Annotated in this window: 28 protein-coding genes and 1 pseudogene; 19 read left to right on the top strand and 10 right to left on the bottom strand. The window is 40.5% G+C overall.

The window, feature by feature from the left end; all coding sequences use genetic code 11:
• The first annotated feature begins 259 nt into the window (after positions 1-259).
• Positions 260-721 carry a hypothetical protein gene (locus FD723_RS11225; protein WP_179065413.1) on the top strand — a complete coding sequence of 154 codons (462 nt, stop codon included), beginning with the start codon at positions 260-262 and terminating at the stop codon, positions 719-721.
• Positions 722-771: 50 nt separating this feature from the next.
• On the opposite strand, the gene FD723_RS11220 is transcribed toward FD723_RS11225, so the two are convergent.
• The 4 genes from FD723_RS11220 to FD723_RS11205 form a co-directional block, all read right to left on the bottom strand.
• Positions 772-2,313: an NAD(P)/FAD-dependent oxidoreductase gene (locus FD723_RS11220; protein ID WP_179065412.1), complete on the bottom strand. Its 1,542-nt coding sequence runs from the start codon at positions 2,311-2,313 to the stop codon at positions 772-774.
• A 97-nt stretch (positions 2,314-2,410) separates the two neighbouring features.
• Positions 2,411-2,893, bottom strand: a complete 483-nt coding sequence (locus tag FD723_RS11215; RefSeq protein ID WP_179065411.1) for a DUF4168 domain-containing protein — start codon at positions 2,891-2,893, stop codon at positions 2,411-2,413.
• A 109-nt stretch (positions 2,894-3,002) separates the two neighbouring features.
• On the bottom strand, positions 3,003-3,992 hold the full coding sequence (gene holA, locus FD723_RS11210) for a DNA polymerase III subunit delta (RefSeq protein ID WP_179065410.1): 990 nt from the start codon (positions 3,990-3,992) through the stop codon (positions 3,003-3,005).
• Positions 3,993-3,995: 3 nt separating this feature from the next.
• Entirely contained in the window at positions 3,996-4,262 is a 267-nt protein-coding gene (locus tag FD723_RS11205; RefSeq protein WP_179063509.1) for a hypothetical protein, read from the bottom strand.
• Between the two features lie 60 nt (positions 4,263-4,322).
• Here FD723_RS11205 and FD723_RS11200 point away from each other — a divergent pair, with 60 nt between their 5' ends.
• Positions 4,323-5,111, top strand: a complete 789-nt coding sequence (locus FD723_RS11200; RefSeq protein ID WP_179065409.1) for a DUF1868 domain-containing protein — start codon at positions 4,323-4,325, stop codon at positions 5,109-5,111.
• 182 nt (positions 5,112-5,293) lie between these two features.
• On the top strand, positions 5,294-6,592 hold the full coding sequence (locus tag FD723_RS11195) for a chloride channel protein (RefSeq protein WP_179065408.1): 1,299 nt from the start codon (positions 5,294-5,296) through the stop codon (positions 6,590-6,592).
• 53 nt (positions 6,593-6,645) lie between these two features.
• Here the strand turns inward: FD723_RS11195 and FD723_RS11190 are convergent, their stop codons facing one another.
• Positions 6,646-7,431, bottom strand: a complete 786-nt coding sequence (locus tag FD723_RS11190; RefSeq protein WP_179065407.1) for an RDD family protein — start codon at positions 7,429-7,431, stop codon at positions 6,646-6,648.
• Between the two features lie 45 nt (positions 7,432-7,476).
• The gene (locus FD723_RS11185) at positions 7,477-8,322 is read right to left on the bottom strand and encodes a hypothetical protein (protein ID WP_179065406.1); all 846 of its coding nucleotides are present in this window, start codon (positions 8,320-8,322) and stop codon (positions 7,477-7,479) included.
• A gap of 80 nt (positions 8,323-8,402) precedes the next feature.
• On the opposite strand from FD723_RS11185, the gene FD723_RS11180 reads away from it, so the two are divergent.
• On the top strand, positions 8,403-9,356 hold the full coding sequence (locus tag FD723_RS11180) for a stage II sporulation protein M (RefSeq protein WP_179065405.1): 954 nt from the start codon (positions 8,403-8,405) through the stop codon (positions 9,354-9,356).
• 292 nt (positions 9,357-9,648) lie between these two features.
• Here the strand turns inward: FD723_RS11180 and FD723_RS11175 are convergent, their stop codons facing one another.
• Both FD723_RS11175 and FD723_RS11170 read right to left on the bottom strand, forming a co-directional pair.
• The gene (locus tag FD723_RS11175) at positions 9,649-10,311 is read right to left on the bottom strand and encodes a response regulator transcription factor (protein WP_179065404.1); all 663 of its coding nucleotides are present in this window, start codon (positions 10,309-10,311) and stop codon (positions 9,649-9,651) included.
• 4 nt (positions 10,312-10,315) lie between these two features.
• Positions 10,316-10,894, bottom strand: coding sequence for a hypothetical protein (locus FD723_RS11170; RefSeq protein WP_179065403.1), 579 nt, complete (start codon positions 10,892-10,894; stop codon positions 10,316-10,318).
• A gap of 218 nt (positions 10,895-11,112) precedes the next feature.
• Here FD723_RS11170 and FD723_RS11165 point away from each other — a divergent pair, with 218 nt between their 5' ends.
• Positions 11,113-11,331 carry a hypothetical protein gene (locus FD723_RS11165; protein WP_179065402.1) on the top strand — a complete coding sequence of 73 codons (219 nt, stop codon included), beginning with the start codon at positions 11,113-11,115 and terminating at the stop codon, positions 11,329-11,331.
• Complete coding sequence (locus tag FD723_RS11160; RefSeq protein ID WP_179065401.1) at positions 11,324-11,716, top strand: hypothetical protein; 393 nt, start codon at positions 11,324-11,326, stop codon at positions 11,714-11,716. Before FD723_RS11165 ends, FD723_RS11160 begins: the two co-directional genes overlap by 8 nt.
• Before the next feature lie 146 nt (positions 11,717-11,862).
• Here the strand turns inward: FD723_RS11160 and FD723_RS11155 are convergent, their stop codons facing one another.
• Complete coding sequence (locus FD723_RS11155; RefSeq protein WP_179065400.1) at positions 11,863-12,360, bottom strand: hypothetical protein; 498 nt, start codon at positions 12,358-12,360, stop codon at positions 11,863-11,865.
• A gap of 230 nt (positions 12,361-12,590) precedes the next feature.
• Here FD723_RS11155 and FD723_RS11150 point away from each other — a divergent pair, with 230 nt between their 5' ends.
• The 13 genes and pseudogenes from FD723_RS11150 to FD723_RS11090 all read left to right on the top strand — a co-directional run bounded on the left by FD723_RS11150 (position 12,591) and on the right by FD723_RS11090 (position 25,053).
• Positions 12,591-12,953 (top strand): hypothetical protein, encoded by a 363-nt coding sequence (locus FD723_RS11150; RefSeq protein WP_179065399.1) that lies wholly within the window; start codon positions 12,591-12,593, stop codon positions 12,951-12,953.
• 4 nt (positions 12,954-12,957) lie between these two features.
• On the top strand, positions 12,958-14,913 hold the full coding sequence (locus FD723_RS11145) for a CHASE2 domain-containing protein (protein ID WP_179065398.1): 1,956 nt from the start codon (positions 12,958-12,960) through the stop codon (positions 14,911-14,913).
• 43 nt (positions 14,914-14,956) lie between these two features.
• Positions 14,957-15,088, top strand: a pseudogene (locus tag FD723_RS11140) (DUF29 family protein); the annotation flags it as partial.
• A 139-nt stretch (positions 15,089-15,227) separates the two neighbouring features.
• The gene (gene pstS / locus FD723_RS11135; RefSeq protein ID WP_179065397.1) at positions 15,228-16,271 is read left to right on the top strand and encodes a phosphate ABC transporter substrate-binding protein PstS; all 1,044 of its coding nucleotides are present in this window, start codon (positions 15,228-15,230) and stop codon (positions 16,269-16,271) included.
• A gap of 188 nt (positions 16,272-16,459) precedes the next feature.
• Positions 16,460-17,461, top strand: a complete 1,002-nt coding sequence (gene pstC, locus FD723_RS11130; protein ID WP_179065396.1) for a phosphate ABC transporter permease subunit PstC — start codon at positions 16,460-16,462, stop codon at positions 17,459-17,461.
• Positions 17,462-17,532: 71 nt separating this feature from the next.
• Positions 17,533-18,414: a phosphate ABC transporter permease PstA gene (pstA, locus tag FD723_RS11125; RefSeq protein ID WP_179065395.1), complete on the top strand. Its 882-nt coding sequence runs from the start codon at positions 17,533-17,535 to the stop codon at positions 18,412-18,414.
• 146 nt (positions 18,415-18,560) lie between these two features.
• Complete coding sequence (pstB, locus tag FD723_RS11120) at positions 18,561-19,340, top strand: phosphate ABC transporter ATP-binding protein PstB (RefSeq protein ID WP_179065394.1); 780 nt, start codon at positions 18,561-18,563, stop codon at positions 19,338-19,340.
• 220 nt (positions 19,341-19,560) lie between these two features.
• Entirely contained in the window at positions 19,561-19,737 is a 177-nt protein-coding gene (locus FD723_RS11115) for a hypothetical protein (protein ID WP_179065393.1), read from the top strand.
• A 290-nt stretch (positions 19,738-20,027) separates the two neighbouring features.
• On the top strand, positions 20,028-20,807 hold the full coding sequence (locus tag FD723_RS11110; protein ID WP_179065392.1) for a phosphate ABC transporter ATP-binding protein: 780 nt from the start codon (positions 20,028-20,030) through the stop codon (positions 20,805-20,807).
• A gap of 185 nt (positions 20,808-20,992) precedes the next feature.
• Positions 20,993-22,282, top strand: a complete 1,290-nt coding sequence (locus tag FD723_RS11105; protein ID WP_179065391.1) for an NYN domain-containing protein — start codon at positions 20,993-20,995, stop codon at positions 22,280-22,282.
• A gap of 81 nt (positions 22,283-22,363) precedes the next feature.
• Positions 22,364-23,068, top strand: coding sequence for an SDR family oxidoreductase (locus FD723_RS11100; RefSeq protein ID WP_179065390.1), 705 nt, complete (start codon positions 22,364-22,366; stop codon positions 23,066-23,068).
• Positions 23,069-23,174: 106 nt separating this feature from the next.
• A complete protein-coding gene (gene hppD / locus FD723_RS11095; protein WP_179065389.1) occupies positions 23,175-24,269 on the top strand; it encodes a 4-hydroxyphenylpyruvate dioxygenase in 1,095 nt (364 codons plus the stop codon).
• Between the two features lie 79 nt (positions 24,270-24,348).
• Positions 24,349-25,053 carry an HAD family hydrolase gene (locus FD723_RS11090; protein ID WP_179065388.1) on the top strand — a complete coding sequence of 235 codons (705 nt, stop codon included), beginning with the start codon at positions 24,349-24,351 and terminating at the stop codon, positions 25,051-25,053.
• Between the two features lie 144 nt (positions 25,054-25,197).
• Here the strand turns inward: FD723_RS11090 and FD723_RS11085 are convergent, their stop codons facing one another.
• Positions 25,198-25,824, bottom strand: a complete 627-nt coding sequence (locus FD723_RS11085; protein WP_179065387.1) for a CPP1-like family protein — start codon at positions 25,822-25,824, stop codon at positions 25,198-25,200.
• Positions 25,825-25,978 lie beyond the last annotated feature (154 nt).

Genomic DNA, 25,978 nt, shown 5'->3' with positions numbered 1-25,978 from the left:
ACACAAAACATTGGCTAGCAGCTTATTTACGCAAAATCCTGAAAAAACTCGAAGCCGAATGACAACGCGTACTGTAGAAGTTTTCAATGATTTAACTGCTATTAGTGAAGAATGGACTGGGTTAGAGTCTTTCATCAAAGTTGAACCCATTGGGAAGGAGTGCAGGTAAGCCTTACCATCAAATTGCCTACTACATTAGTAGTCTAGTAAAGTTAGCAGTTGATAAATTTTGCAACTTAATTCAAAGACTATATAAATCATGAACAACAGAATTGAGAAAGGTGACATAGTACTAATAAGTAAAAGTGGAAAATATTACAATCAAATAGGTGAAGTTATTGGGGTAGATTACAATATTTTCTTCGTCAAAATAGTGACAGTAAAGTTAGATAATCAAGAAGAAACCTTTGAAGAAAAAGATTTACAATTACAAACGAAAAAGCCGAGCCTACAAGAAGTAATTACATCAGTAGAAAAAATTCTAGAACAAGTTGATCGGATTCCTTACTTGCCGACAAAAGAGAAAGTAGAGTTACCCAACCGCCTGAAGTATCTTAAATTAGATATTCCTAAACTAGATAAGCAGTTGATTCAAAAAAACTTTGACAGTATAAATACAATACTTACAGCAACAAAAGAAGTAGACTCTTCAGCAAGCTTTTGGCAGGAAATAGATTCTAATTTGGAGAAAATAAGTTGGTGGATTAGAACAAGTCTCTAAACCAAGAAGTAAGTCGGCAAGAATAAATCAAACTATAGCAATCTGAAAAATTAAATACACTTGATATCCTGAAGCATAGCTAAATGCTTATTAACAGATGTAAGGGTATTGGCAGCAATCATACCACTGGCGGCGACTGCTGGTAAACCAATACCGGGAAATGTCGAGTCTCCACAGCATATCAGTCCTGCTAGAGGTGTGCCAGGGCCAGGAAACATACCAGATCCAGCCTTAATTGCTGGGCCGTAGGAACCTTGATGACGGCGCAGAAAACGTTCGTGAGTTAGAGGTGTACCAATAAGTGTGACTTCGCAACGAGAGCGAATATCTGGAATGATCCGCTGTAGCGCTTGCCACATTACTTCTGCACGCGATCGCTTTTGTTCGGCATATTCTTCCTTGCTTCTATCCATTCCCTGCCAGATAGAGTATGGCTCATTACCAGGAGTATACACATGAATCACGTGTTTACCTGGTGGTGCTAGAGATGGATCGAGAATTGAAGGAATTGATATGACTACAACATTCTGAGGTGCGCTTACGCCCAATTCCCAGTTATTAACGACGATGTAATGACACCGCAAATTTGACTGTAATCCTTGAGCATCAATGCCTAGATGTAGATGCATAAAGCTATCACACTCAGGCGTTGCTTGTCGTTTTGTGCGGTACTGTTTGGGTATTGCCTTTTCTGGTAGTAGCTTCAGTGTGTCCCAAACCGAAGCATTAGAAATTACTGCCCTACTTGCCCGAATTTCTTGGCGATCGCGCAGACGCACACCTACGGCGCGATCGCCTTCTACTAGCACTTGCTCCACATGAGCGCCCAATCTCAGCTTCCCTCCGTGACGCTCTAGCCCTTGTACAAGGGTGTCAACTAAAGCACCACTACCACCAATGGGATATTCCAGTACTGCATCTGGTCGATACCAATCAGCAAACATAAATGCTACCTCTGCGGCACTAGTACCATCTGCGGGCAGTCCAGAAAGCAGAAAACACAGCAAATTCAGCCAGTTTCGAGTAAATGGGTCTTTAACAACATCATTCATAATCCGGCTGAAGGGGCCCGTCAACTTGATGATATCTGTTAGATGTTTTATCAAAGATGGGGCAAAGGGGGCTACAGTTCTAGCTGCACCAAGATCAAAGCGTAATGCCGCTGGTGGTATGGAAATTGCTGCACTAGCGAATGGTTCCATAACGCGCTGGAGTTTCTGCCATTCAGTTACGGCATTATGACCACGGAATTTCATCAGTACTTCACAAAATTGTTCGGCACCAACTGAGGTGTCAAAATCACCTTCTGGTAGACAACAACCCCAAGTATCGTAGGTTACGCATGGGAGTTCAGAACCAATGGCATCTAGTACTTGTCGCAAAGGGTTGGCAGAGGGGCTGTAAGAAAGTCCAGAATAGAGGGAAGGGCCAGAGTCAAATTTGAAACCGTTGCGCTCAAAACTGTGGGCGGCACCACCAGGAGTAGAGTGGCTTTCGCAGACTATTACATTAAAGCCATACCGTGCCAAAAGAGCAGCACAACTTAAACCGCCAATACCACTACCAATGACAATTATATCTGTGTTCTGCATCTCTCTATTACATGTTTAATCTAGGCAATTTAAAGCTCGTTTGCGTTGTTGGGAAATGCTATAACTCACTACGAGCTTTGGTTTAAAGCCTTTCTAATTACCGAGGTTCAGAAGGTTGTTGCAGGCGTAATAAGGTGTTGTAAACCTGCCTCTTTAAAATAGTATTGTTTTGTAGTTCTATAGTAATTTTGTTGAACTGTTCAAATCTTAAACCATTATCTTCGACAATTTTTTGAGCGTGATTACAGTAATTTACTGCGATATCTTGAGCCTTCTTTGGAAGATTATTTATGCTGTTAGGATCGTTACAAACAATTTTAGGAATTTCTCCATTGCCAATAAGTTTTTTAATTTCTTCAAAGGCATTTTGACGGGCCGGTTCCATTGCTAGCACGGCTTGAGCGTAGCTGTTAATTTCAGTATTGTTAACGATTGGTGCTGGAGTTTGACCATAAGCTTTTGAACTGAATGAAAAAGCGTTGGAAATCACACCCACAGTAGCGATCGCACCAAAAAAGAATGATTGTGTAAGGATTCGCTTTCGGCTAGTTCGAGAAAATAAATCGGAAATTTTCTTCATATAGTTTGTGATCCAGAACTACATCAGGGATATTATAAGGACTTTGAATTATTTTCGGAGTTGGAAGTTCCGGTAACTGTTCAATACATCAAGTTTTTATATTTGATTGTCAATTTCCTCGGCATACTTGACAAAGTTCGATTATTTTAGTCTGGAGTGTTGATGTTTCTGATGCTCCTTGCTTGAGGCTCACTTCTAATTCCAGTAGTAAGGGTAAGCAAGAGATTAACTGTTGCACAGATAGCAATCTGATTTCTTGCTGTAAGAAATAGAGCCGTTTGGGATTACCGATATCGGCGGCAGTAGCGATCGCTTGTTGATTGCGCTCACCACTTTCGATCATAATCTTCACCCATAGCCAGGTGCGAAATTGTCCAATCAGCGTGGCAACTATCCGTAATCCCGGCTCGGAAGCATTGCTCAAATCTGCTAAGGTTGTCAAAGCTTTAGCTGTATCTCCTGTTCTGATTGCTGCTGCTAATTGTAAGCTATTTTGAGTAGTATTTCTTACTAACTTTGTAATGGTATCTGTATCTAAAGGCTGATTACTACCTTGGGCATATAGCCGCAATTTCTCTAACTCATTGTAAAGAAGCCGTGTATCATTCCCTACGGATTCTGCCAACAGTTGGGCAGTATTGGCAGTTAGTTTTACACCCACAGTCTGGGCTGCTTGAGTAACAGATTGCACCAGTAATTCTGTTTTCCAAGGAGGAATCAGGGGAAATTCTCGAAATTCGGTCGCAAACTGTTTTAATAATTTTGTAGATTTGAGGCGTTCATCTGGCTTATTGCGACTGGTGAGCAATAAAAATGAGTTTTCGGGAATCACAGGTAGCGATCGCCCCAATTCTGTCAACACATTCTCTGGACAGTGCTGACACAAGGTTGTATTGATCAGCCATACCAAGCGCCCACCAGCCCCAAAAGTAGGCGTCATGACCTGATTTAGCCCCTGGATAGCAGCATCAGCTTGATCGGGGGAGAATGCCGTGTAGTTAAAGCTTGTCCATTGGGGATCAAGGACGCGATCGCGCAGCATAGCGATCGCCTTTTCCATCGCAAAATCATCTTCACCCCAGTAAACATACATTGGCATAGATCAACCTCTTAATGAAGAGTGCTGAGTACCGAGTGCTGAGTGCTGAGTTGAAAGACCGCTCAAAAGGGGCAGGGTGCGGGGTACAGAGGGGAAAACCTTCTCCCTTGCTCTGTCCCCAGTCCCCAGTCTCCAATCCCCAATCCCCAGTCCCCAGTCTCCAATCCCCAATCCCCAGTCCCCAGTCTCCAATCCCCAATCTCCAATCCCCAGTCCCCAGTCCCCAGTCCCCATTCCCCACTCCCAAAAATTAAATACTTTTGAAATCATTCTGTTAATTAAGGTAATTTTCCCTAAAATCTATCAAGTGAGAGCGTGAGGCTATGAAGATTGGACGACAACTATCAAACTTACTTAAATCGGCTAGCACGACTGACGCTGCCAGAAGCCTACAGATCCCAAGCCCAGCATATTCAGGAATCTTCTAAATTTCAGCCACATTCTGGGCTGAGACAAGCAGCGTCCTTTCCTGGCTATACCCTAATTACCCCGCCAGCAGAAGAAGAATCACAAAACTCTGCTTTCTATGCCAAATTACAGACTTACCAACAGGAACTTTTACAGTTGCCTGTAAACCGTAATTTGATTGTACCTGTACCTCCTGCTAGCTTCCATCTGACTTTAGCGGATTTAATTTGGGACAATGCTTACCTTGACGCCTACGAAAAAAATCCCAACTTTGATGAGGAGTTACATTCTTGTTTGGCTGAAGTGTTTCAGCAATATCAACAATTGATGACAAATAGGAGTCATCCGATTAAATGGCAAATGCTGGGACTGATACTGATGCCAAGAGCGATAGCCGTTTGTTTAGTACCTCAAGATGAACGCTGCTACGAAGAAATTATTAAATTTCGTCGAACAATTTATCAAAATCCCAAGTTAATTGCCTTGGGTATTGAGCAGCATTATCATTTCACAGCCCATGTTACATTAGCCTATTTTGGGGAGGTTTCATCTGACTTAGACCGTGCAAGCTTCAGCACAATGCTTTCGGAATTGAATGAACAATGGCTGTTTAATTTGCCAGAATTTTCGATCGATCGCATCGAGTTGCGAAAGTTTGATAACATGACACGCTATTATCGTGAACCAGATTGGCCGATTTTAGATTTTTAAGTAATTAGTTAGTAGTTAGTTGTCAGTAATTTACACTCGCTGATAACTGACTACTGATTATTAGTTATCTCTGCCTGAATTTGACAAAGCTCAAACGCAACAATTTCACTTAATTGATGTCAGTGATGACAAACGTATTGAAAAAGGACATCATTCTTCGTTTCACAAATAGGAAATAAGCTGTGTTACCAAAAAAGCCCACCGCTACCAATCAAACTCAACGCTGGACATTTGCCCAACTTTTTGGACTGGTAAAACGTAATCCCTTGATGATTTCGCAGTGGCTAATCCTCTGGGTAGCTGTGGGCACTGCTGGTGGTTTATTTGCTGCGTTGTACTGGAATGTTTTAGAACTTTTAACTCACCAGTTACAGCGATTTGAAGGTTTTAGCCTCCTGATCGTGATGCCACTAGCCGGCTTAGTTATCGGGCTGGTGATTCATTTCTTGGGAAATCCCGGTGAAATTGCTGTGATTGTTGATAATATCCATTTTCGCGGCGGACGCTTAGATTCTCGCAAAAATCCCTCAATGATTCTTGCTTCTCTAATCAGCATATCGGCAGGCGGCAGTGCTGGGCCAGAAGCACCACTAGTACAAGTAACAGGTTCTTTTGGTACTTGGGTTGCCGATCGCTTAAAACTTCAGGGTGAAGACCTCAGGACTATCAGTTTAGCAGCGATGGCGGCTGGCTTCACCGCTTTATTTGGCGCACCTCTTGGCGGTGCAATGTTCGCCCTGGAGATTTTACACCATGAGCATATTGTGGAATATTATGAAGCCTTGATGCCAGCCATTGTTTCAAGTTGCGCTAGTTATCTAGTATTTGCAGCAATTACACATTTGGGAATTGCACCCACTTGGCATTTTCCCCAATACCACCTAGAAAAGATCGATGATTTTGCGATCGCTATTATATTCGGAATCATTGGGGCGGTGGTGGGATGGATTTTTATGGGCATTTTTCGCGGCTGCGATCGCTTGTTTGCTCGAATTCCCGGCCCCATTTATGTACGCACAACATTAGCAGGATTTGCGCTTGGCACTTTAGCAGTTTTATTACCCCTAACCCGTTATTTTGGACATGAAGAATTAGAGTCAGTTCTCACTACTAACTTTGGTGCTGTTTTTCTCTTAACTCTTGCTCTTGGTAAAATGGCTGCCATTAGCTTAACGGTAACTGGTGGGTGGCGCGGTGGATTCATCATCCCCCTATTTTTCACTGGTGCTTGTATTGGTAAAGCAGTAGTAATCTTAATTCCAGGGCTTAATCCCGCTCTTGCCATGATTTGTACAATGGCGGCTCTGAATGCAGCCGTAACACGTACACCTATAAGTACGACTTTGCTACTGTCAAAGCTGACTAATTTAAGTCCTTTTACACCAATCCTTTTTGCCAGTTTAATTGGATTTTTTCTTGCGCCCAAAATTCCCCTGATTTCATCTCAACTGAAGTCCCAGACAGAAGTTACTGAATTGTAGCTAGGGTACTGTGTTCATTACGGGCAATTATTTTTTATTTAGCCATCTCTAACCTAAAATTCTGGTTTTTGATAACCAAGATAAATTGCTTCTAAAAAAACATCAGGTGTAACAGTTTCCGGCAATTTTTCTAAATTAATAATAGCTACAACTTGTTCGGCTAACTTTAGAGATAATGAAGCTCTTGCCTTGAATGACATTGCACCACGTCGCTGCAAATATTCACGAATAACTGCAAAATCATCTGGCATCAATGGTGATAAATCGGCAATGTCTACTAACTGTTCATGGAGTGTTTTTGCCTGTTCTGAAATTGTCAATGTTGCAGATGCAGTGGGTGTTTGGGCTTGAATTACAATTGTGCCAGCAGCCAAATCACCTAAGCGCTTTTCGCGGCTACCGAACATAATTAAAAAAGCGCCAATAAACAAAGTTTCATCAAAGGGTCTTAGTAAGGCGCGTAGTGTTGCTTGTTGTAGCCCGATGAGTCTACCATCATCTCGAACTACACGAATTTTAGCAACCCGTTTACCAGGAGTTTGCCCGAACCATAAAGTTTCAAAAAATACAAAATAGCCGATGTAAATTGCAAATGCAATCAGGAAGAAAATTGCTATTAACCAAATTCCTAAATTCCGAGCATTCGTAATTAAGCCTTCAAAAAAATTGAAGAGTTGCGTTGAAAAGACAGTCCAGGTAAGTAAAAATCCAAGCAAGGTTACAATCAAGATTGCATAGTCAATCAGCAGTGCCAAAGCTCGATTACCGATTCCCGCTAAAGTAAATTCCAACTCTACACTTTCTGGAGTCTGGAATGTGATGCGATTAAAAAAGCGCATATTTTAACTAATTCAAAATTAATAGAGTTGGATTAAGATGTTGAGTTAACGAAAATCTTGCGAGGGAGGTTCTCGTAATTGCAAGCCTAGACCTTCACGCCGACTACGCAAGTCCAAGTATAAAACAGCTTTTAGTGATTGCCAGAATGGCATGATTAAAACTCCACCGATCAAGCTTCCAATCACAGAAATAAGATAGACAATCGAGTAAATAGCAGTACCAGGCTCAAGCCTGATTAGGAATAAATTAGGTATATAGTTTAATACAAACACCAACGGCAATGTCACGATAAAAGCAACTAAAACAACGCCCTGAATACGAAATACTGAGGCTTTAGTTAACTCCCAACTTCTGGCAACACTTTCACCACCATTGATATTTTCCTCTACTGCTAACGGCACTTCAGCTACTATCCAACGAGAGTAGAACCAGGTTAGTCCTAATAATATAATGCCTGCCGTTACAATTATTGCCAATGTGGTTATGACTATAACGCTTGAACTACCTAATATTCCTCCTAATACTACCCCGATCAAACCAGCTACTACACCGCCCACGATCGCTAGTCCCAAATAAATTAGAGCCAAAGATATACCGACTTGGAAAGCAACTCTTAAAAATGACCAAAGACGTGGATTAATATGGCTACTGGCAGTTTGAACACCTTCAGGCTGGTAAATCAATTCTCCAAAAGCCAAGCGTGAAATTAGTCCAGAGATGGCTGCATATTTTGCCCAACCATACACAGGAACTAGAACCCACAAGTGTGCGATCGCAGCCAGGTTAAGATAAGTCTTCAGATGAGAACGATACAACCGTACAGCAGCACTAACAACGTTACCGATACTCAGTGGTTGTATCTGGCCGGAAGATCCAAAGTTTTCAGACATAATGATAAATTTCCCTTGAAACTACGGAGATGAATTTGAGGCTATCTTAAGCTAAGTTAAATTCAGTGTTCCCAAAATTCATGAATATTCAACGTTGGATTGCACGACGAGAACCAAATTGGCAGCGTTTAGATGCCCTATTAAAGCAGATAGAAAAAAAAGGGTTAAAATCCTTACGAGCAGCAGAAATTAGAGAGTTAGCGAGTTTATATCGTTCAGTTGCGGCAGATTTGGCACGTGCCCGCACTCAGCAAATCGGCAATACTTTGATCCAAAGTTTACAATCTTTAACAACTCGTGCATATACGCAGATTTACCAAGGTTCCCGGCGACAGGAATGGCAGGCAATCCTAAAGTTTTACCGTTGGGGATTACCATCTATAGTCCAGAAAGCTTTTGTATACATTGGTGCGGCAACGGCGCTATTTTTACTAGGCGCACTAGTGGCTTGGTGGTATTCCTGGCAAAACCCCAGCTTTATGCCTTTGATTGTACCTGAAAGCTTGATTACCAAGGTGCGAGATGAGCATAAATTATGGATGGGTTCAATTGTTGGTGTTGAACCTCTGGCATCCAGCAGTATCATGATCAATAATCTATCGGTGTCTTTTGGGGCTGTTGCTGGTGGCATGACGGCTGGAGCATACACAGCCTATTTGATGATATTTAATGGTTTATTGATTGGTGCTGTTGGTACTTTAGTTGGTCAAAATAATCTAGCTTATCCTTTTTGGGCTTTTGTGTTTCCGCATGGTTCTTTGGAATTACCCGCGATCTTTTTTGCTGGGGGTGCGGGATTCTTATTAGCAAGAGCAATTTTGTTTCCTGGTAAATATCGCCGTGGGGATGCACTGAAATTCTACGGTTCTCAGGCGGTGCAGCTAGTATTTGGGATTGTACCAATGTTGATTCTTGCTGGTGCGATCGAAGGCTTTTTTTCACCTAATCCCAGCATACCTGAGCCGATTAAATATCTGGCAGGAATAGGATTATTTATACTTTTAGTAATGTATTGTAACCGCAAGCAAACATAAAATATTTTATAGGATTACTGTTTGATTTTTGAACAAAATGCCAAAAATTTTGTAGGTTGGGTGGAGGCTTTGCGTAACCTAACCTACGTCTCATGCACTTGGTAAACAGATAAATATCGGCATCGATGCTGGTATCGGCGGTTTGCGGTCGATAATTCAGTTTTGTACTTATCTGCGAGGATGCAGTTGCAGCATCAAAAATTATTAATCCTTGTTCTGCGGTCATACTACTGAGACGTGGCTTAAATGCGATCGCCTAAATATTACTGTATTATTACAACCACAATCTAAATCAGAACGATAATAGTTTTTTCTGAATTGCTGTCATACAAAGGGCAATACGAGAATTGATCTCTTTTTGCTCAACTTCATCGATACCCAATTTGACTTTGAGGTGTTGGATATGATTTTGAACAGCCCTTAGCGATATGTAAAGACGATGAGCGATCGCTTGATCTGTTAAGGAATCATGACATAGGAGTTTGAGAATTTCCAACTCTTTCTCGTTCAAATTCAATTCTTGACGTAACTCTCTAGGCAGTTTCAATTCTCCATTCAGCGCACTTTCAACCCCCTCTAAAAAAGCTTTGCGCCGTTCCATTTTATTCACTACTACAAAACCGCCGTAGTGATGATTAATAGATTTAACAAGTTTGATCAGCCAACTGGGTTCACTGCTATAAATCAGGATATTTAGAGAGGAATAAGCATCAAAAATTAACTCTAATAGTTGGAAAGCAGATTTAGCAGACTGAGAGCCAGAGGGTGTAACAAATTGTAAATCGAGGACAATTAAATCTGGTGTCTCTATTTGTAAACGTTGTAGTGCTTCTTGGGGAGTATTGGCGATGACACAAATAGCAGAGGGATCGAATTTTCTCAAGAAATCACAGTTATTTTGGGCTACTTCTGGATGATCTTCTACAACGAGAAACATCTGTGGCTTGGCTTCCATATTTTTAGCGATTTACACTAAAACCCATATTTTGATATATAGAATCGCGTAACCTAGCAACAGTCTTTAAGTTATTTCCAGCAACTACAATAAAGACAGTACCGTTTTGACAAACTATTGTTGTCGTATTATTGTTAATGTTACCTTCTAAAATGTAAGCTGAATCAGAATTTCCTTCTGTTTTTATATTAATAAAACTTCCTGATTGCATAGCTTGATATACTCTTTGCTGGCATTCTTCAATACTCATATTATGCTTGTCAATTCTCCATGTTATCTGAGGAGGATTAGCTGTTCTTTGAGGGGATGTATAGCCTAAAGTCCAGTTGGGTGGTGCTGGTGGTCCACAGGTGATTTCACCATAAACATTCACAGTACATACACCACCTGGCCAATCTGCACATTTCATATCTCCAAATTGATTTTTAACACAATTATAGCCACATAGTTGTTGCCCATAGGCATTAGTAATACATTGTCCTTTAGGAATTTCTTGAGCAGCAGCATGAGGTGTTGGGTTACTAACTACGGTAGTTAAGCTTAAAGTTGCAATAAGATAATTGCACCAATAAAGTTTTTTCATATTACTTCTACTATTTTTGAAATGAAAAATTTTTAAGTGCCATCGCTTCCCCTAGATCCTCGACTTCTCTAAGAAGTCGGGGATTTAAATATAATGGGTAATGCGATCGCTCTGAGTTTTTGGTTTATTCAAAAAGAGCGCTCGCATGAAAGAATCGTGTTCTCGAAAGAGCGATCGCTTATGATAAATGCATTCTCCTATGTCTGAGAGTTTAAACCATGTCTTTCGCTGAGTTAATTTCTTTGGTGAACAATCTGAGCCAATCAGACAAATTATCACTCTTCAAACTCCTAGCCGCACAAATCCCAGACGCGGAACTACAAGTCATCTTTTCTGCATCAGAGTATCCAGTTTGGTCGCCCTACGACGCAACGGAAGCCTCAAACATTCTGATGCAAATGATTCAGGATGACCAAGAGAAATCTACTCATGCCTAGTACAATCGAGTTTCCCTTTTCTAACGATGAAGCATTACCCGCGATTCCCATCACTCTGAGTCATGCAGGCTTTTTTGTCTTTGCGAATGCACTGCTAGATACTGGATCTACGGTCAATCTATTACCTTATGACATCGGGCTGCAATTGGGTGCAATTTGGGAGGAACAAACTGTCCGTTTGCCATTGGCTGGAAATCTTGCAAGGGTTGAAGCACGAGGTTTATTTGTGCATATTCAAATTGGGAATCTGGAACCAGTTCGCCTAGCATTTGCCTGGACACAAGCCTCTCAGCTGCCCTTAATTCTTGGGCAAACGAACTTTTTTCGAGAATTTGATGTTTGTTTTGAGCGATCGCGCCGCACGATCAAAATTATTCGTTTCTAATCAGCGTTGATGTCGATCGCCACTCCTCTAAACAAGAGATTGATTGCGATCGCATGAAATCATCGTGTCATCTGGGAGACTAGATCCCCGACTTCTTCAAGAAGTCGGGGATCTGAATATACTAGGAAGTGCGATCGCTCATACCTCTAGCTCCCACAGGCTCCAGCAAACGACATAAATGCATTAGGATCAGATATCAAATTACCAAAATTTCGCTCGTAGGGACGACGATTTAGATGATCGATGAATCCTTGCCCGGTTGGAAAACTACAGTATCTGCCTTCTCCCATTGAGTAATGTGTTGCCTTATTCCAAGCAAAATAGCCTGATGGAAGTGGACATGCACCCCGAAATGCCAACGGAGTAACTTGATCATCGGTTAATTGACCAACGTTGTCGCCTCCTATACCTACCTTGTGCATCTGATAGCCTCCTGGTGTAGGAAAGCTACAATACGCTATCAAGTCGCTGGCACCACTTGGATTAGATTTATTCGGATTATAGAATCCAAAGTGTGTTGCATTACGATAAGCAAAATATGCACCTGTGCGCCGCTGGGCTTGTGCTGTAGTAGCGGTGCTAGCTATTAAAGTACTTGTACCTAAAACAATTAAAGCAAGTAGGTTAAACTTTTTAATCATCATGTGTCTGTCCGAAAATACTGTGAATTACTAAATTACTTAGTTCAAGAAAGCGATCGCCATTGAGGACTAACCTGTGGCTTTTACTGATAGTATTTTTACCCACAGAAAAAATCTACGTGTATCAGCGCAGAAAATTGTGCGAACTCCCGCAAAATAATTTGCAGACTTACGAACGCATATAAAAACCCAACTCTGGTAAGTGTGAGATCATCTTTATCCACGCTTCAATTATGAAATTCCCTATACCAAGACTGCATATTATGCTCACCACAGCATCCTTACTGTGGGGACTCAGTTCACCCGCCTTTGCTCAACAAATTTGGTCAGGAACAGGCAAAATTGTCAGTGGTGCTGGTGAAGGGGGGACAGTTGAGTTAAGCTTGAGTATAATAGATTACAATGTGCAATTCCTCTCTGGCCCCTCGAAAAATGAACCCCCATTCCAGCTAAATAAATCTACTGATCTCAATGGAACTGTAACGATGAACGCTGTAACTTGGGAGTTTGTCCAAACAGGGAATGAGTTAGGAGTCAGCTTGTCTCAAAATAATCCCTATCGGATTATTCGCTATCGTCTCTTTCCCAAACCGTAACTAGATGTGGCGCAAAAGTCGGCAAATTAAATTTCTCAGCTTAGGAATTGGTTGCGGTGTATTTTACAATTTTATTTTCTCGCAAATTCCTTTAGTTCAGAAATTGGAGTTACAGCTTCAAGATACTTTGCTGAGATTGCACCACCCAAAATCCCCGCCTCAAGAAATTATTCTGGTGAAAATTCAACGAAAGGATTTAGCAAATCAAAAGCTATCTTTAGGGCGAGTTTTCTATGCAGATTTAGTTAAGCATCTTTTAGAAGCAGGTGCATCTGTGGTCGTTTTGAATCTTCGCGACGACTGGCGAGAACCACCAGAGTTTGAGTACCCAATCAAAATTACTGAGCCTATAAATAGACCTCTAAAAAATTTGGTGCAAAATCATAGCGATCAAATTGTTTTAGTGACGCGCACCAATTCAATCTCTAATTATGGGAAACAAAAGCTTTTAATCTACAATCATCTGATCCCTTTTGATGGTGAGCAACTTCGACCTTTAATTCCCCCTGAGACAATTCAGGGTTTTTTTGAATACGAGCCAGAAGCAGAATTTCCGATAAATTTAAGTAGCACTTCTCGACGCTCTCACCTAGTTAGTCAGTTCTTTCTATCGGAAGAAATAAATCAAGTTCAAACTTTTAAATCTGCTGCTCTTTTAGCTTTAGAAAAGTTTGAACAGCAACAGCAAAAAGGTTCTCTCTCATCACGATTTGCTAAAATTCCAACTCAGGTAGAGATTAACTTTTGGGGTAAGGCGGGAACTTTTCCTTCTCTAGAATTGACATCTATTTGTCAACCTAGTAAAGAAAAAAGATGTTTGGTTGTGTCTGGTAGCCAACTGTCTCAAAAAGTACGCCATAAGGTCGTTTTCATTGGTTTTGTAGAAGGGAACAACATACACACAATGGCCATGCTGTCGCCAAAAGGCGACAGCATGGCCGGCGTAGAAATTCAGGCCAACCTCATGGCCAGTTTGATGACAGATTCATTTTTACAAATTTCGCCGCAATGGGTGGAGTTGATAATCGTTATTTTAGGAGCGGTTTTTATTAGTGCTAGTGTTTATAGTTATCAAAATTTGCGTTTATTAGGGCTAGTTTCGGCAATATTTGGCGGTTACTTTGGACTATGTTTAATTCTATTTAAATATAAGTGGATATTATCAATTATTCTGCCTCTATTGGTGTGGACAGCAACAGGGATGTCTGTTTTTATATATTTGATTTGGGTACGACAAAAAGAGGTTATTACTCTCCAAAACTATCAAATTAGCCAACTAAAGGCGGCTGAACAAGAAGCGATTCTTTCCCGCACACGTAAAATTCTCCATCGCACTGCTTCTGATATCCACGATGGGGCTTTGCAAGATTTGAAGCTGGTGATGGACAAAATTGAATTGGAATCTCATTTAGATGTGGATTCAATTGTAGACAAGTTGGCAGCTTTAGGGCAGGAAATTAGGGATAAATTGCATAACATTCGTAGTGTAGCTGAAAAAATGGAGGTGACTCCAGCATTACGACAAGGGTTAGATGTCGGAATTAGGGCGACGCTGCAAGATTTAGTCGATTCTGGAAAGTTAACTTTAACAGTGATTACAGAAATTCATCCTCTCCAAGAACCAGAATTAAACAGTGTTTGGATTGAACAGCGAGAGGAAATTTACCGCTTTTTCCGCGAAGCACTGAATAATGTAATTCAACACGCCCAACCACCCCACGGTACTGCTACCCAAGTGTGTATTAGTTTAGAGCAACAGGGAGTCAGATGTATTTTAGCGATCGCCAACAATGCCAACAATGCCTCAACTATCAAACCTACTGCCTGTGAACGCCCAAAAGGTGGCTATGGCAGTAAGATGATGAGTGCGATCGCCTCTGAACTTCCAGATGGTGCATGGGAAATGTCAGCTTTGCCTGATGGACAATTGCAAGTCACATTGAGTTGGCGTTTACCCTAAGTCGATCTGGCTAAATAAAAAATAGTATGAGTTCGGCTAGTCTATGGTAAAACCAATAATCCAATCAGCAACTCAAACCTTATACGACGAAGATTATTATCTCTGGCTCAGGACAACTATAAACCAACTTTGTACTGGACAATTTTCTGCTGTAGATTTAGATAATTTGTTAAAGTAGAAATTAATTAAAAGCAAGATTTAAACACATCTTAATTTTTTGTTTATCAATTTTTAAAGAAGCTTTAACCATAAAAAATGTAGCCTATTTAAGGCTGGAATTACAGCAGGAAAAGATTCCTTTAATCAGAGGTAATATGATTTTTTCGACCGCCATCTTGAATCGTGTCGTTGCTACTTCAGTGGTGACAACTTCTATTGCAGTGAGTCCATTTTTTAGTGCGATCGCACAAGCTGAAACCTTGAACGGTGCAGGAGCAACTTTTCCGGCTCCCCTTTACGAACGGTATGCTCGTGAAGTCAAGAAGAAATATCCAGACTTGAAAATTAACTACCAAGCAATTGGTAGCGGTGGCGGTATTCGTCAAGTCATTGCTGGAACCGTTGACTTTGGTGCTAGTGATGCTGCAATGAAAGATGATGAAATCGCTCAAGTCAAGAATGGTGCAATTTTAGTACCTACAGCAGGCGGTGCTGTTTCTGTTGTTTACAATCTTCCAGGCGTTAATAGTCTCAAATTATCCCGCGCTACACTACCAGCAATTTATTCAGGTCAAATTACCAAATGGAATGACGCAAAAATTAAAGCTGATAATCCAGGTGTGAATCTACCAGATCAAACAATTAAATTTGCTGTTCGCGCTGATGGTAGCGGTACAACTTTTATTTTCACTAACCACTTGAGTGCAACCAGTGGTTATTTTAAAGGCAGAGTTGGAGCTAACACTGCTCCAAAATGGAATCTACCAAACGTTCTCAAAGGTAAAGGTAATCCAGGCGTAGCTGCTATAGTAGCTCGCACTCCTGGTTCTATTGGTTATGTAGAATATAGCTACGCTGTCCAAAATAACCTGAAATCAGCATTGATACAAAATAAGAAAGGAGAATTTGTTGCTCCTTCTTTAGAATCTGCAAATGCGGCTTTATCAACTGTGAATTTTCCAGACAATTACCGTGTTTTCGTAGGAGATCCAGGACAAGGTTATCCCATCGTAGGACTCACCTGGATTATTGTTTACAAACAGTATGCTAATGCTTCTAAAGCTGATGCTATTAAAAAATGGATTAATTGGGTATTGAAAGATGGTCAACAATATAACGATGACCTCAATTACACCAAAATTCCATCTGATGTGGTAAATCGGGTACTTCAGACAGTAAATAGCGCTGTCAAGCCTTAATTTGTAACCTTACTATCCAAGAAATAAATTATCCAATATTGTGGGGTGGGCATCTTGACCGCCCAGTCCATCCCCACAAGAGTTAATTGGATATTTTGTTATTTGGAAGTTCCCTATCTGGGATTGCTGTATTAGGGTGAGTTTTTAACTCACTCTACTAATAAAAAAATCTATTTTATTGATTTGTAATGGCAAATTCATCAGAACCAGCCGACAGAAATTCATCAGATGATTCCAATCTAGATGATGAAAGCTTTAATCTAACAGCTATCGGCGGCACAAATTTCTGGTTTGACCAAAGTTTTACACGGCTAGTATACTTTTTTGCCGTGATTACCGTTGCAGTGCTATTTTTGATGAGTTGGGTAATTTTACATGAAGCTCTACCAGCTATTAAGCAGTTTGGACTAGGGTTTTTGTGGGGTCAAGATTGGGATACAGGTAATAAGATTTTTGGGGCATTACCCTATATTTATGGAACTTTGGTAAGTAGTGCGATCGCTATTTTATTCGCTGTCCCAATTGGAATAGCAATAGCCTTAGTCACGAGTGAAAATTTCTTACCTTCATCGCTCCGAACCATCCTAGCATTTGTTGTTGAATTAATCGCAGCAATTCCTAGTGTAATTATTGGTTTGTGGGGAATTTTTGTTTTTATTCCATTTCTCGAACCTCTCCAAAAGTGGCTAGGCAGTACTTTGAAATGGATACCACTATTTAACACCGAAGATCCTTCGGGAACTAATATGTTAACTGCTGGAATTATTCTGGCTATTATGATTTTGCCGACAATGGCAGCAATTACTCGTGATGTCTTAATGGCTATCCCTAAAGAATTACGTAGTGCATCTATGGCTTTAGGTGGCACTCGCTGGGAAACAGTTTTTCGGGTCTTGTTACCAGCTGGATTTTCTGGAATGGTGAGTGCAGCCATGCTCGCTTTAGGACGTGCTTTGGGTGAAACAATGGCTGTCACTATGGTGATTGGCAACTCTGCTCAAATCAGTGCTTCTCTACTCAATCCAGCTTATACAATTCCCTCTGTATTAGCTAATGAATTTGCCGAAGCTGAACCAGGACTGCATATAGGCGCTTTAAGCTATTTAGCATTGATTTTGTTTGGGTTGACTCTAGCTGTAAATATTGGCGCTGTACTCTTAGTTAAGTGGGTTGGCAGGAAAAATAGCTAATACTGGTTATGTTTAAGATTTCCAAAAATATCCATTTAGCAAGACATTTATCAATCAAAACTTGAAAAAATATGAGTGGTTATATCCAGTCAGAAAATGATGAATCTTTAGCAAAAGAATTATGCAGCCCTTTGCCAACGGAACGAGTCATATTTACTTATGCAATGAATGCGATCGCATTTGGTTTGACAGGTCTAGCACTCATTCCTTTATTATCAATTTTGTGGGAAATTCTCATCAGAGGAATATCTGGACTCAAGTCAGAGATGTTTGTCAAAGCAGTGATTGACAATGGCTTTGGCAATGCCATTCTAGGAACCATAATTATGGTAGTAATTGGTGCTATTTTAAGCATTCCCACAGGAATCATGACAGGAATTTTCTTGGCGGAATTTGGTCAAGGCAATCCCATCGCTGGATTTGTTCGTTTTATCACTAATATTTTGACAGGTGTGCCTTCAATTGTTGTCGGCGTATTCGCTTATGGTGTAATAGTTTTAGTCACTAAAGGATTTAGTGCGATCGCAGGTGGTTTTGCTTTGGCTGTAATTATGCTACCTGTAATTATACTGACAACAGAAGAATCCTTAAAACTTATTCCCACATCTCAACGTCTCGCCTCCGCTGCTTTAGGCGGAACTCGCTTCCAAACAACTTTTCGCATCATTGTAACTGCTGCAATCCCCGGAATTACCACAGGTATTTTATTAGCTGTAGCTCGTGCGGCTGGGGAAACAGCACCCTTAATTTTTACGGCTTTATTTAGTCTAGATTGGTCAGAAGGATTGTTAAGTCCAACAGCTTCCCTACCAGTATTGATTTTTAATCTCTACAACGACCCAGACCCGCAAAAAGGTCAATTAGTCTGGACTACTTCTATAGTTCTACTCAGCTTAATTTTATGTGTAAGTATTCTTTCTCGCTTAGTTATTAGACAGAGAAGACTAAATTGAAGAAGAATTCAGGAATCAGAATCAAGATGCGACTCGAAAATACTCGCTACCGCTTCGTACAAAATTCATTCTGAATTCTGACTCCTGACTCCTGAATTCTGTTCGGTAAAATAAATTTCTGTTTTTGTTTCGCACCTTGGGAAAGCATGAGTAACCTAATTCCAGCCATCAAAGTTAAAAATATCAGCTTTTACTATGGCTCTATAAAAGCAATCGAAAAGGTATCAATAGATATTTATCAAAATCAAGTAACTGCAATTATTGGCCCTAGTGGTTGTGGTAAATCTACCTTCATCAAAATTCTAAATCGTATTAGCGAATTAGAAGGGCCCGTAAAAATTGAAGGAGATGTAGAATTTTTTGGTCAGAATATTTATGCTCCTCGTGTCAACATTAATCGGTTACGCCGCCAAATTGGTATGGTGTTCCAAAAACCAAATCCTTTTCCGATAAGTATTTATGAAAATGTTGCCTACGGGATGAGAATAGCAGGTAGATATTCAAAATTAGAGTTAGATGAAATTGTCGAATCTGCCCTTAAAAGTGCCGCTCTTTGGAATGAAGTCAAAGATAAGCTGGATAAATCGGCTTTAGGGCTTTCTGGTGGTCAACAACAAAGATTATGTATTGCCCGTGCTTTAGCAGTCAAACCAAAAGTTTTACTGATGGATGAGCCTTGCTCGGCCCTTGACCCCATTGCTACGATGAAAGTTGAAGAACTACTCCATAGTTTACAGTCTGAGTTGACAATTGCGATCGTTACCCACAATATGCAGCAAGCCGCTCGTGTCTCTGATTTTACGGCTTTCTTCAGCACCGACGAAAGTCGCATTGGTCAAATGGTTGAATTTGGCGCTACAGAGCAAATCTTTAACAACCCACTAGATCCCCGCACCCGCGACTATATTTCAGGGCGTTTCGGTTAAAGTCTTACAGCAGTTTTCATGTATTTGAAGCACATCTGTTTCGTAATTCAGGTTTTAGTAATTGTGTGTAAATAAGTCGGTGCTAATATTCCAGCTATGTTAAGGAATTTTAATGTAGGGTGTGTTGTCGCAGAGCGCAACGCACCGTCAACAATCTCAGGTGCGTTAGCCTACGGCATAACACACCCTTGTATATTAAACGTAGGTTGGGTGGAGCGGAGTGCAACCCAACATTCTGATATATGTTGGCTTTAGCAAAGCCTCCAACGCCACTTGCTACAACGCTCTTAACCCGCGCAACGCAGTGGCTCCCCAACCTACAATTTTTTTGCAACATTTTAGCCTTGCCACGCCACTACAGCTAATTCAGGTTTTAGGAATTGTGTGTACACCGTAGTAATCTGTCAATAAATAATTGATGGATAAATTACCTGTAGAGACGGCGATTTATCGCGTCTCTCTAAAGATATAGTTAAGGTGTGAAAAAAGGGTATAAAAAGTCTTGAAAAGATAAATTTGCGGACATAGCTTGAATACAGGTATTTACTAACTGTTTATCTGATGTATAGCTAACATGTAGCTACGTAATTTCCATGAATACCTCCTTTTGGGAGTAACATAGTGAAACAGCGGCGCTGATTTGTACTGTTTTATCTAGTCAAGTTTCGTTTCACACGTTTTGGGAATATGAGTAAACTAATTCCAGCTATCAGAGTCAAAAACTTCAGCTTCTATTACGACACTCAAAAGATAGTTGAAGGCGTGTCAATGGATATTTACCAAAACCAAATCACGGCAATTATTGGTTCTAGTGGTTGTGGCAAGTCTACTTTTCTGAAATCGTTAAATCGCATGAGTGAATTAGAAGCAGAAGTGAGAGTTGAAGGAAAAGTAGAATTTTTTGGACAGAGTATTTATGAGCGTCGTGTTAATATCAATCGCTTACGCCGCCAAGTTAGTATGGTTTTTCCCAAGCCAAATCTTTTTCCTATGAGCGTTTATGATAATGTTGCTTATGGGGTGAAATTGGTTGGATGGCATCCGAAAGTAGAATTAGATGGAATTGTTGAATCTGCCATCAAAGCTGCCGAACTTTGGGATGAAGTTAAAAATAAGCTGCACAAATCTGCTTTAGAACTTTCTGGTGGTCAACAACAAAAACTATGTATTGCCCGTGCTTTAGCAGTCAAGCCGAATGTCCTATTGATGGATGAACCTTGTTCAGGTCTTGATCCTTCGGCCAGCATAAAAATTGAGAATTTGATCCATAATTTACGTTCTGAATTAACAATTGTAATTGTTACTCACAATATGCAGCAAGTTACTCGCCTATCTGATTTTACGGCTTTCTTTTGTAGCAATGAAAATCGGATTACTCAAATGGTTGAATTTGGTACTACAAATAAAATGTTTACTAACCCCGTGGATTCTCGTACCCGCGACTATGTTTTCGCCCGCGTTAGTTGAAGAGTTTCTAAAATTCTAGCTATTTAGAGGGTTACTATATGGAGCAAGCGGAAATTAGGGGTTAAATTTAATTTCGGCTTGCCTTGAATTTTTCTTGTGTTGGGCAATACAGACTGACATTGACAGTCTCTTTTTATACTATATACTTAAAGAGAAGTATCTGCCTAGACCACCTGAATCATAAGATGAAATGTCCTCTGTGCGAATCTACTTCATATTATAAAAATGGTCGTCGCAATGACCAGCAGAATTACCTCTGCAAAAATTGTGGCAAACAATTCCTTGAGCCTGCATTACCTCATTCCCTGGAAGGAGACTTGTTTGCTAACAGCAATGGACATACTAAACTATCTATGATTGATGCGGCGGAACTTTCTTTAGTTAAAAACCTGCCAGAAGAAAAAATTCCAGAGAAAGGTCTTGGCTCTTTTAATTTTAAATTAGCTGAAGAACTGCTGCAAATGATATTATCGCCTGATTGGTTAGAATCTTCTGTGTTTAGCCAATTACTCTTAAAAATTCAGCAAAATAATGAAATTAAGCATAAGTTAGAAACAGGAATATCTCTTCTACTTTTGGATGCAGAAAACCTAAAATTGGACATTAATTCAGAATTATTTTTAGCCAGTGTTTGTGAATATCCACTCCAAGTTAAAATTGCATTTGCTAACTGGAGAAATCCCAGTATTGGGAAGCAAGATATTGAACTATATAACCGTGGCTATCAACTTGTCCATGTGCCTGGAGGTAAAAATAGTTCTGATGCAAAAATGATCGCATTTGGTGCTTGTGTTTTACGCTCTTATCCAACAGTTAAAGAAATCTTGGTCTGTTCTGATGATGGAATTTTAAACCATCTTTGTAACGAACTCCAAAATCAAGGATTAATTGTCTATTGGGTACGTAGACAAGGACAAAATTTGCATATAGACAACCGGAATACTGGTAAATTAACTTATTATTCTTTGTCAATGGCAACAGAAGTTCCATCTTTTGAAAAAGTGATTGATCCAATTCAAGATTTAATTAAAACTGAAGAGGAATCAATCAATGCTAAATTAAACAGTTTAGTGGATATTGCAACTTTATTTCAAGAAAGATGCGAGATCAATATTAAACATAATTTAAACCAACTAGAAAAAGAGAAGTCAATATCTGTTGTAGATAACTCATTTAATGAATCTATTAAAGACCAAGAAAAACAAGAATATCTTACGGAAATATCTAATGGAGAAACATTAGATAAATTACTATTGAAAATTATTCAAGATATACAAAACAAGTCTCCTAAAAATAAATTATCTGTGTCCACATTAGGGACAGAGATACGGAAAATTACCGGAGAATCTCCTAATTCAATTATTAAAAAATTAAACTTAGGTTCTAGTTTTCTTAAATATCTAAAATCATCTCCCACATTTACATTAAAGGCGAATGGCAAAGAATACGAGGTAATAGCACTACTCTCCGAATAGATATTTTCTAGATATTTACCTACAACCTGAGCCTGTAATTCTGTATTATGTAAAAAGATGTAAAGAAATGTAAATAATAAGATGCAAAATAAAGTCGTTGTTATTGTCGGTGCTACTGGTGGTATTGGTTCAGCTTTAACATACAAACTTGCGCCTACAGGAGTTCGATTGGTACTGGCTGCGAGAGATGCCGGTCGTTTAACAACACTGGCAAATGATTTACCAGGAAAAGTTTTGAGCGTTCCTACAGATATTACTGACCCTCAACAGGTAGATACTTTGATAGAAAAGACCATTGCTGAGTTTGGTCAAATCGATATTTTGGTGAATGCAGCCGGTGCTGGTATACTCAAGCCCTACAACAGCCTGGAACCTGCTGATTTAGACAAGATGCTAGATGTCAACTTAAAAGGCAGCTTCTACACCACTCAAGCGGCTGCTGAAGAGATGCAAAAGCGCAAGTCTGGTCATATCTGTAATGTGGTTGGAATTCTGGGCAAGCATTCGATGGGGATGGCAGCGGCTTATTCCGCTTCTAAGTTTGGTGTTGTCGGTTTCAGCAAGTGCATGGCAGAAGAACTCAAGCGTTTTGGTATCAAGTTCACGCTATTCTACTTTGGTGGGGTAGATTCTCCTTTCTGGGATAACGTCAACCTAAAAGTAGACCGGAAAAAAATGCTTAGTCCTGAAACTGCTGCCAATGCGATTTTCTTTGCCCTTTCTGCCGAACCGCAAGCTGTGCCGATGGAAATTAATATTCAACCTGATAGTCATCTGTTCTTTTAGAGTGGGAGTATGCCTAGATAATTCTTGCTTAGGAAGGACGTGAAAATCTAGCAAAAATGGCAAAATTTACAGAGATATAAGCTGTTATGCTGTATTTTCAGTATCTATGAAAATTGATCACGTTCATTTCTATGTAGAAGACGCGAAAGTATGGCGGGATTGGTTTATACACCATCTTGGTTTTCAACCAGTAGCCGATCGCATCAGTTCATTTCATACTTGTACAGAAGTGGTGAAAAGTGGTGATGTCTGCTTTTTTCTGTCTTCACCACTGTTACCTACAAGTCCAGTAGCGGAGTTTCTGCGTCAATATCCCCCTGGTGTGGCAGATGTCGCTTTTGCTGTGGAAGATGTCGAAGGCGCGATCGCACTAGCTCAAATGCACGGTGCTACAATTCTACAATCCATCCAGGAACGCTGGATAGGTAAGGCATTTCTCAAATGTGGCAAGATTGCCGCCTGGGGTGGACTAACTCATACTTTGATAGAAAGGCGCTGTGGAGAAGGGAAAGACAGCCTTGGGCAAAGGGGAGAGGTTTGCAATAATTTTCCCTCTGCTTCGCCTATATCTTCAATTACCGCCATAGATCATATAGTGCTGAACGTGGCAGTTGGGGAATTAGACAGTGCTGTGGCTTGGTACGAAAATATCCTCAATTTTCAACCCCAGCAAGCATTTAAAATTAAAACCAATCGTTCTGCTTTACACAGTCAGGTGATGGTTTCGCCTAACGGTAGCGTCCAATTGCCAATTAATGAACCGGCTTCTAGAAATTCTCAAATTCAGGAGTTTCTCGATGTCAACCGGGGACCAGGAATTCAACATATTGCCTTGCGGACGACTAATCTTGTAAGTGCGATCGCTAAATTTCGTGCTAATGGTTTATCCTTACTCTCGGTTCCCCAAACCTATTACACCCAGCTAAAACAGCGTCCAGGACTTACACTATCACCGCTAGAACTAGAAGCGATCGCTCAACAAGAAATTCTCGTGGACTGGCAAGAATATACTCCTGTAGGGGCACAACAAACTGCACCCCTTCTACTGCAAATTTTCACCCAGCCCATTTTTGAACAACCGACATTTTTCTTTGAGTTTATTGAACGTCGTTTGCAAGCTAAAGGTTTTGGCGAAGGTAACTTTCGCGCCTTATTTGAAGCCATTGAAAGCGAACAAATTAAACGCGGTACTTTACAGTAGAATGCTGATACTAAATTTATCTCTCGAAAAATAGCTGTACATCTGAGATAATCTTAATAAAAATTAACATTTTCCGCCGATGCTAAGACTGATTACTGACTTCGACGGCCCAATTATTGATGTTTCCGAACGGTACTACCGTGTTTACCAATTCTGCTTGGAGAAAACCCGTCGTCCAGACCAAGTGGTGCAAGAACTTCCGAAAGCGGAATTTTGGCAGTTAAAGCGATCGCGCATTCCTGAAAAACAAATTGCCTTAAATTCAGGGTTAGACGAAGCCCAAGCCCAAGAATTTGCCCAGTTGCGGCGGCAAACTGTGCATACAGAAGCTTATTTCAACTATGATACTCTCGCGCCTGGTGCTGTGGATGCACTGTTAAAAATTCAACAAGCTGGAATTGATTTAGCAGTTATGACCATGCGCCGAGTTCGAGAACTAGATTATGCTTTCAAAAAATACGATTTGGGGAGATTTTTCCCAGAAAATCGTTGTTATTGCCTAAGTAACGACTACGTGAAAACTCGTGATATTGAAGATAAGCCCTTGTTAATGGCTAGGGCATTACAAGAATTGCCCCCCGCTGCTGATACCTGGATGGTGGGAGATACAGAAGCCGATATCACCGCTGCGAAAAATTATAATATTAAAGTGATGGCTGTAGAGTGTGGGATTCGCGATCGCACCCAATTGCAACTTTACCAGCCCGACTTAATAGTTAAAGACTTTAGCACTGCTGTAGATTTAGTCCTAGAATCTCAACGCTTGTCTAGAAAGACTCTTTAGGCTGCAAGAGCTTGAATCAATACACATTCGTAGTGAGGGTACACGTGTATGCACCCTTACCGCGTATTAAAACCAAGAGAAATAACACACATCAATCATGTATTCTTTTTACAAGTTTCTAGAAGCTTCCTTACGGCTATCGATTTAGCGTAGAAAGCTACTAACCAACCAAAAGAATATAAACGTCAGTACAGTAGAGAACTGATTCGATGAGAGATTGAGGAATGGTATTTGTGGTAAAAGCCAGATAGCAATTAGTCCCCCAACGATTAAGCCGATTATTAAACTAACCAGGGTGAGCAAAACTGCCCGGCCAAATTTGCCTTCCTTACGATTAAGAAAGTAAATACTAGTGCCTACACCAACCACTAATGCCAACTGTAAAACCTGCTCACCTCCTTCTGGATAGAACAGGCTAATAGAACTCAAACCAAGAAACCAAGCTCCTGGTAAGAGTATATCCGCAGGCGATGGCTCATCGATCAGCCGTTGTAGCCATGCAGGCGACTGCTGGCGAGGGATTGGACTTTCTTTAGGAGGCGATTGCACTCGCAACTCTGGAAACCGGATACGTTCAGGGACTTTGATTTTACCTTCCTGGCGCATCCGTAGGCGATCCATTAAAATCGCATCGTAAGCCGCTTCAATTACTTCTAAATGCTTGGCATCGCCATTGTGTTGCTCGAATAGGCGATTACGAGCATCCTGAATTTCATCGAAGCTAGCCTCTTCTGATACCCCAAGTTTTTCGTAGGGATTTTGATCGCTCATGGGAGTTTATTACTTCAGCCTCAGTCAGCGGCAGTCTTTGTGTCGAAGAAAAAACAGCTTTAGGTTTTATTTTGATCGAAACTAAAGTCTCGATCTACTTTATGCCCTACCAGGATAGTAGCACGGGTTAGTTTGATCGACTTTGTAATTTCAA

It is taken from the genome of Nostoc sp. C052, assembly GCF_013393905.1.
In the GTDB taxonomy this organism is placed as follows: Bacteria; Cyanobacteriota; Cyanobacteriia; order Cyanobacteriales; family Nostocaceae; genus Nostoc.
Note: the sequence above shows the minus strand (reverse complement) of the source record. Positions and strands in the feature narration are given on the sequence as shown.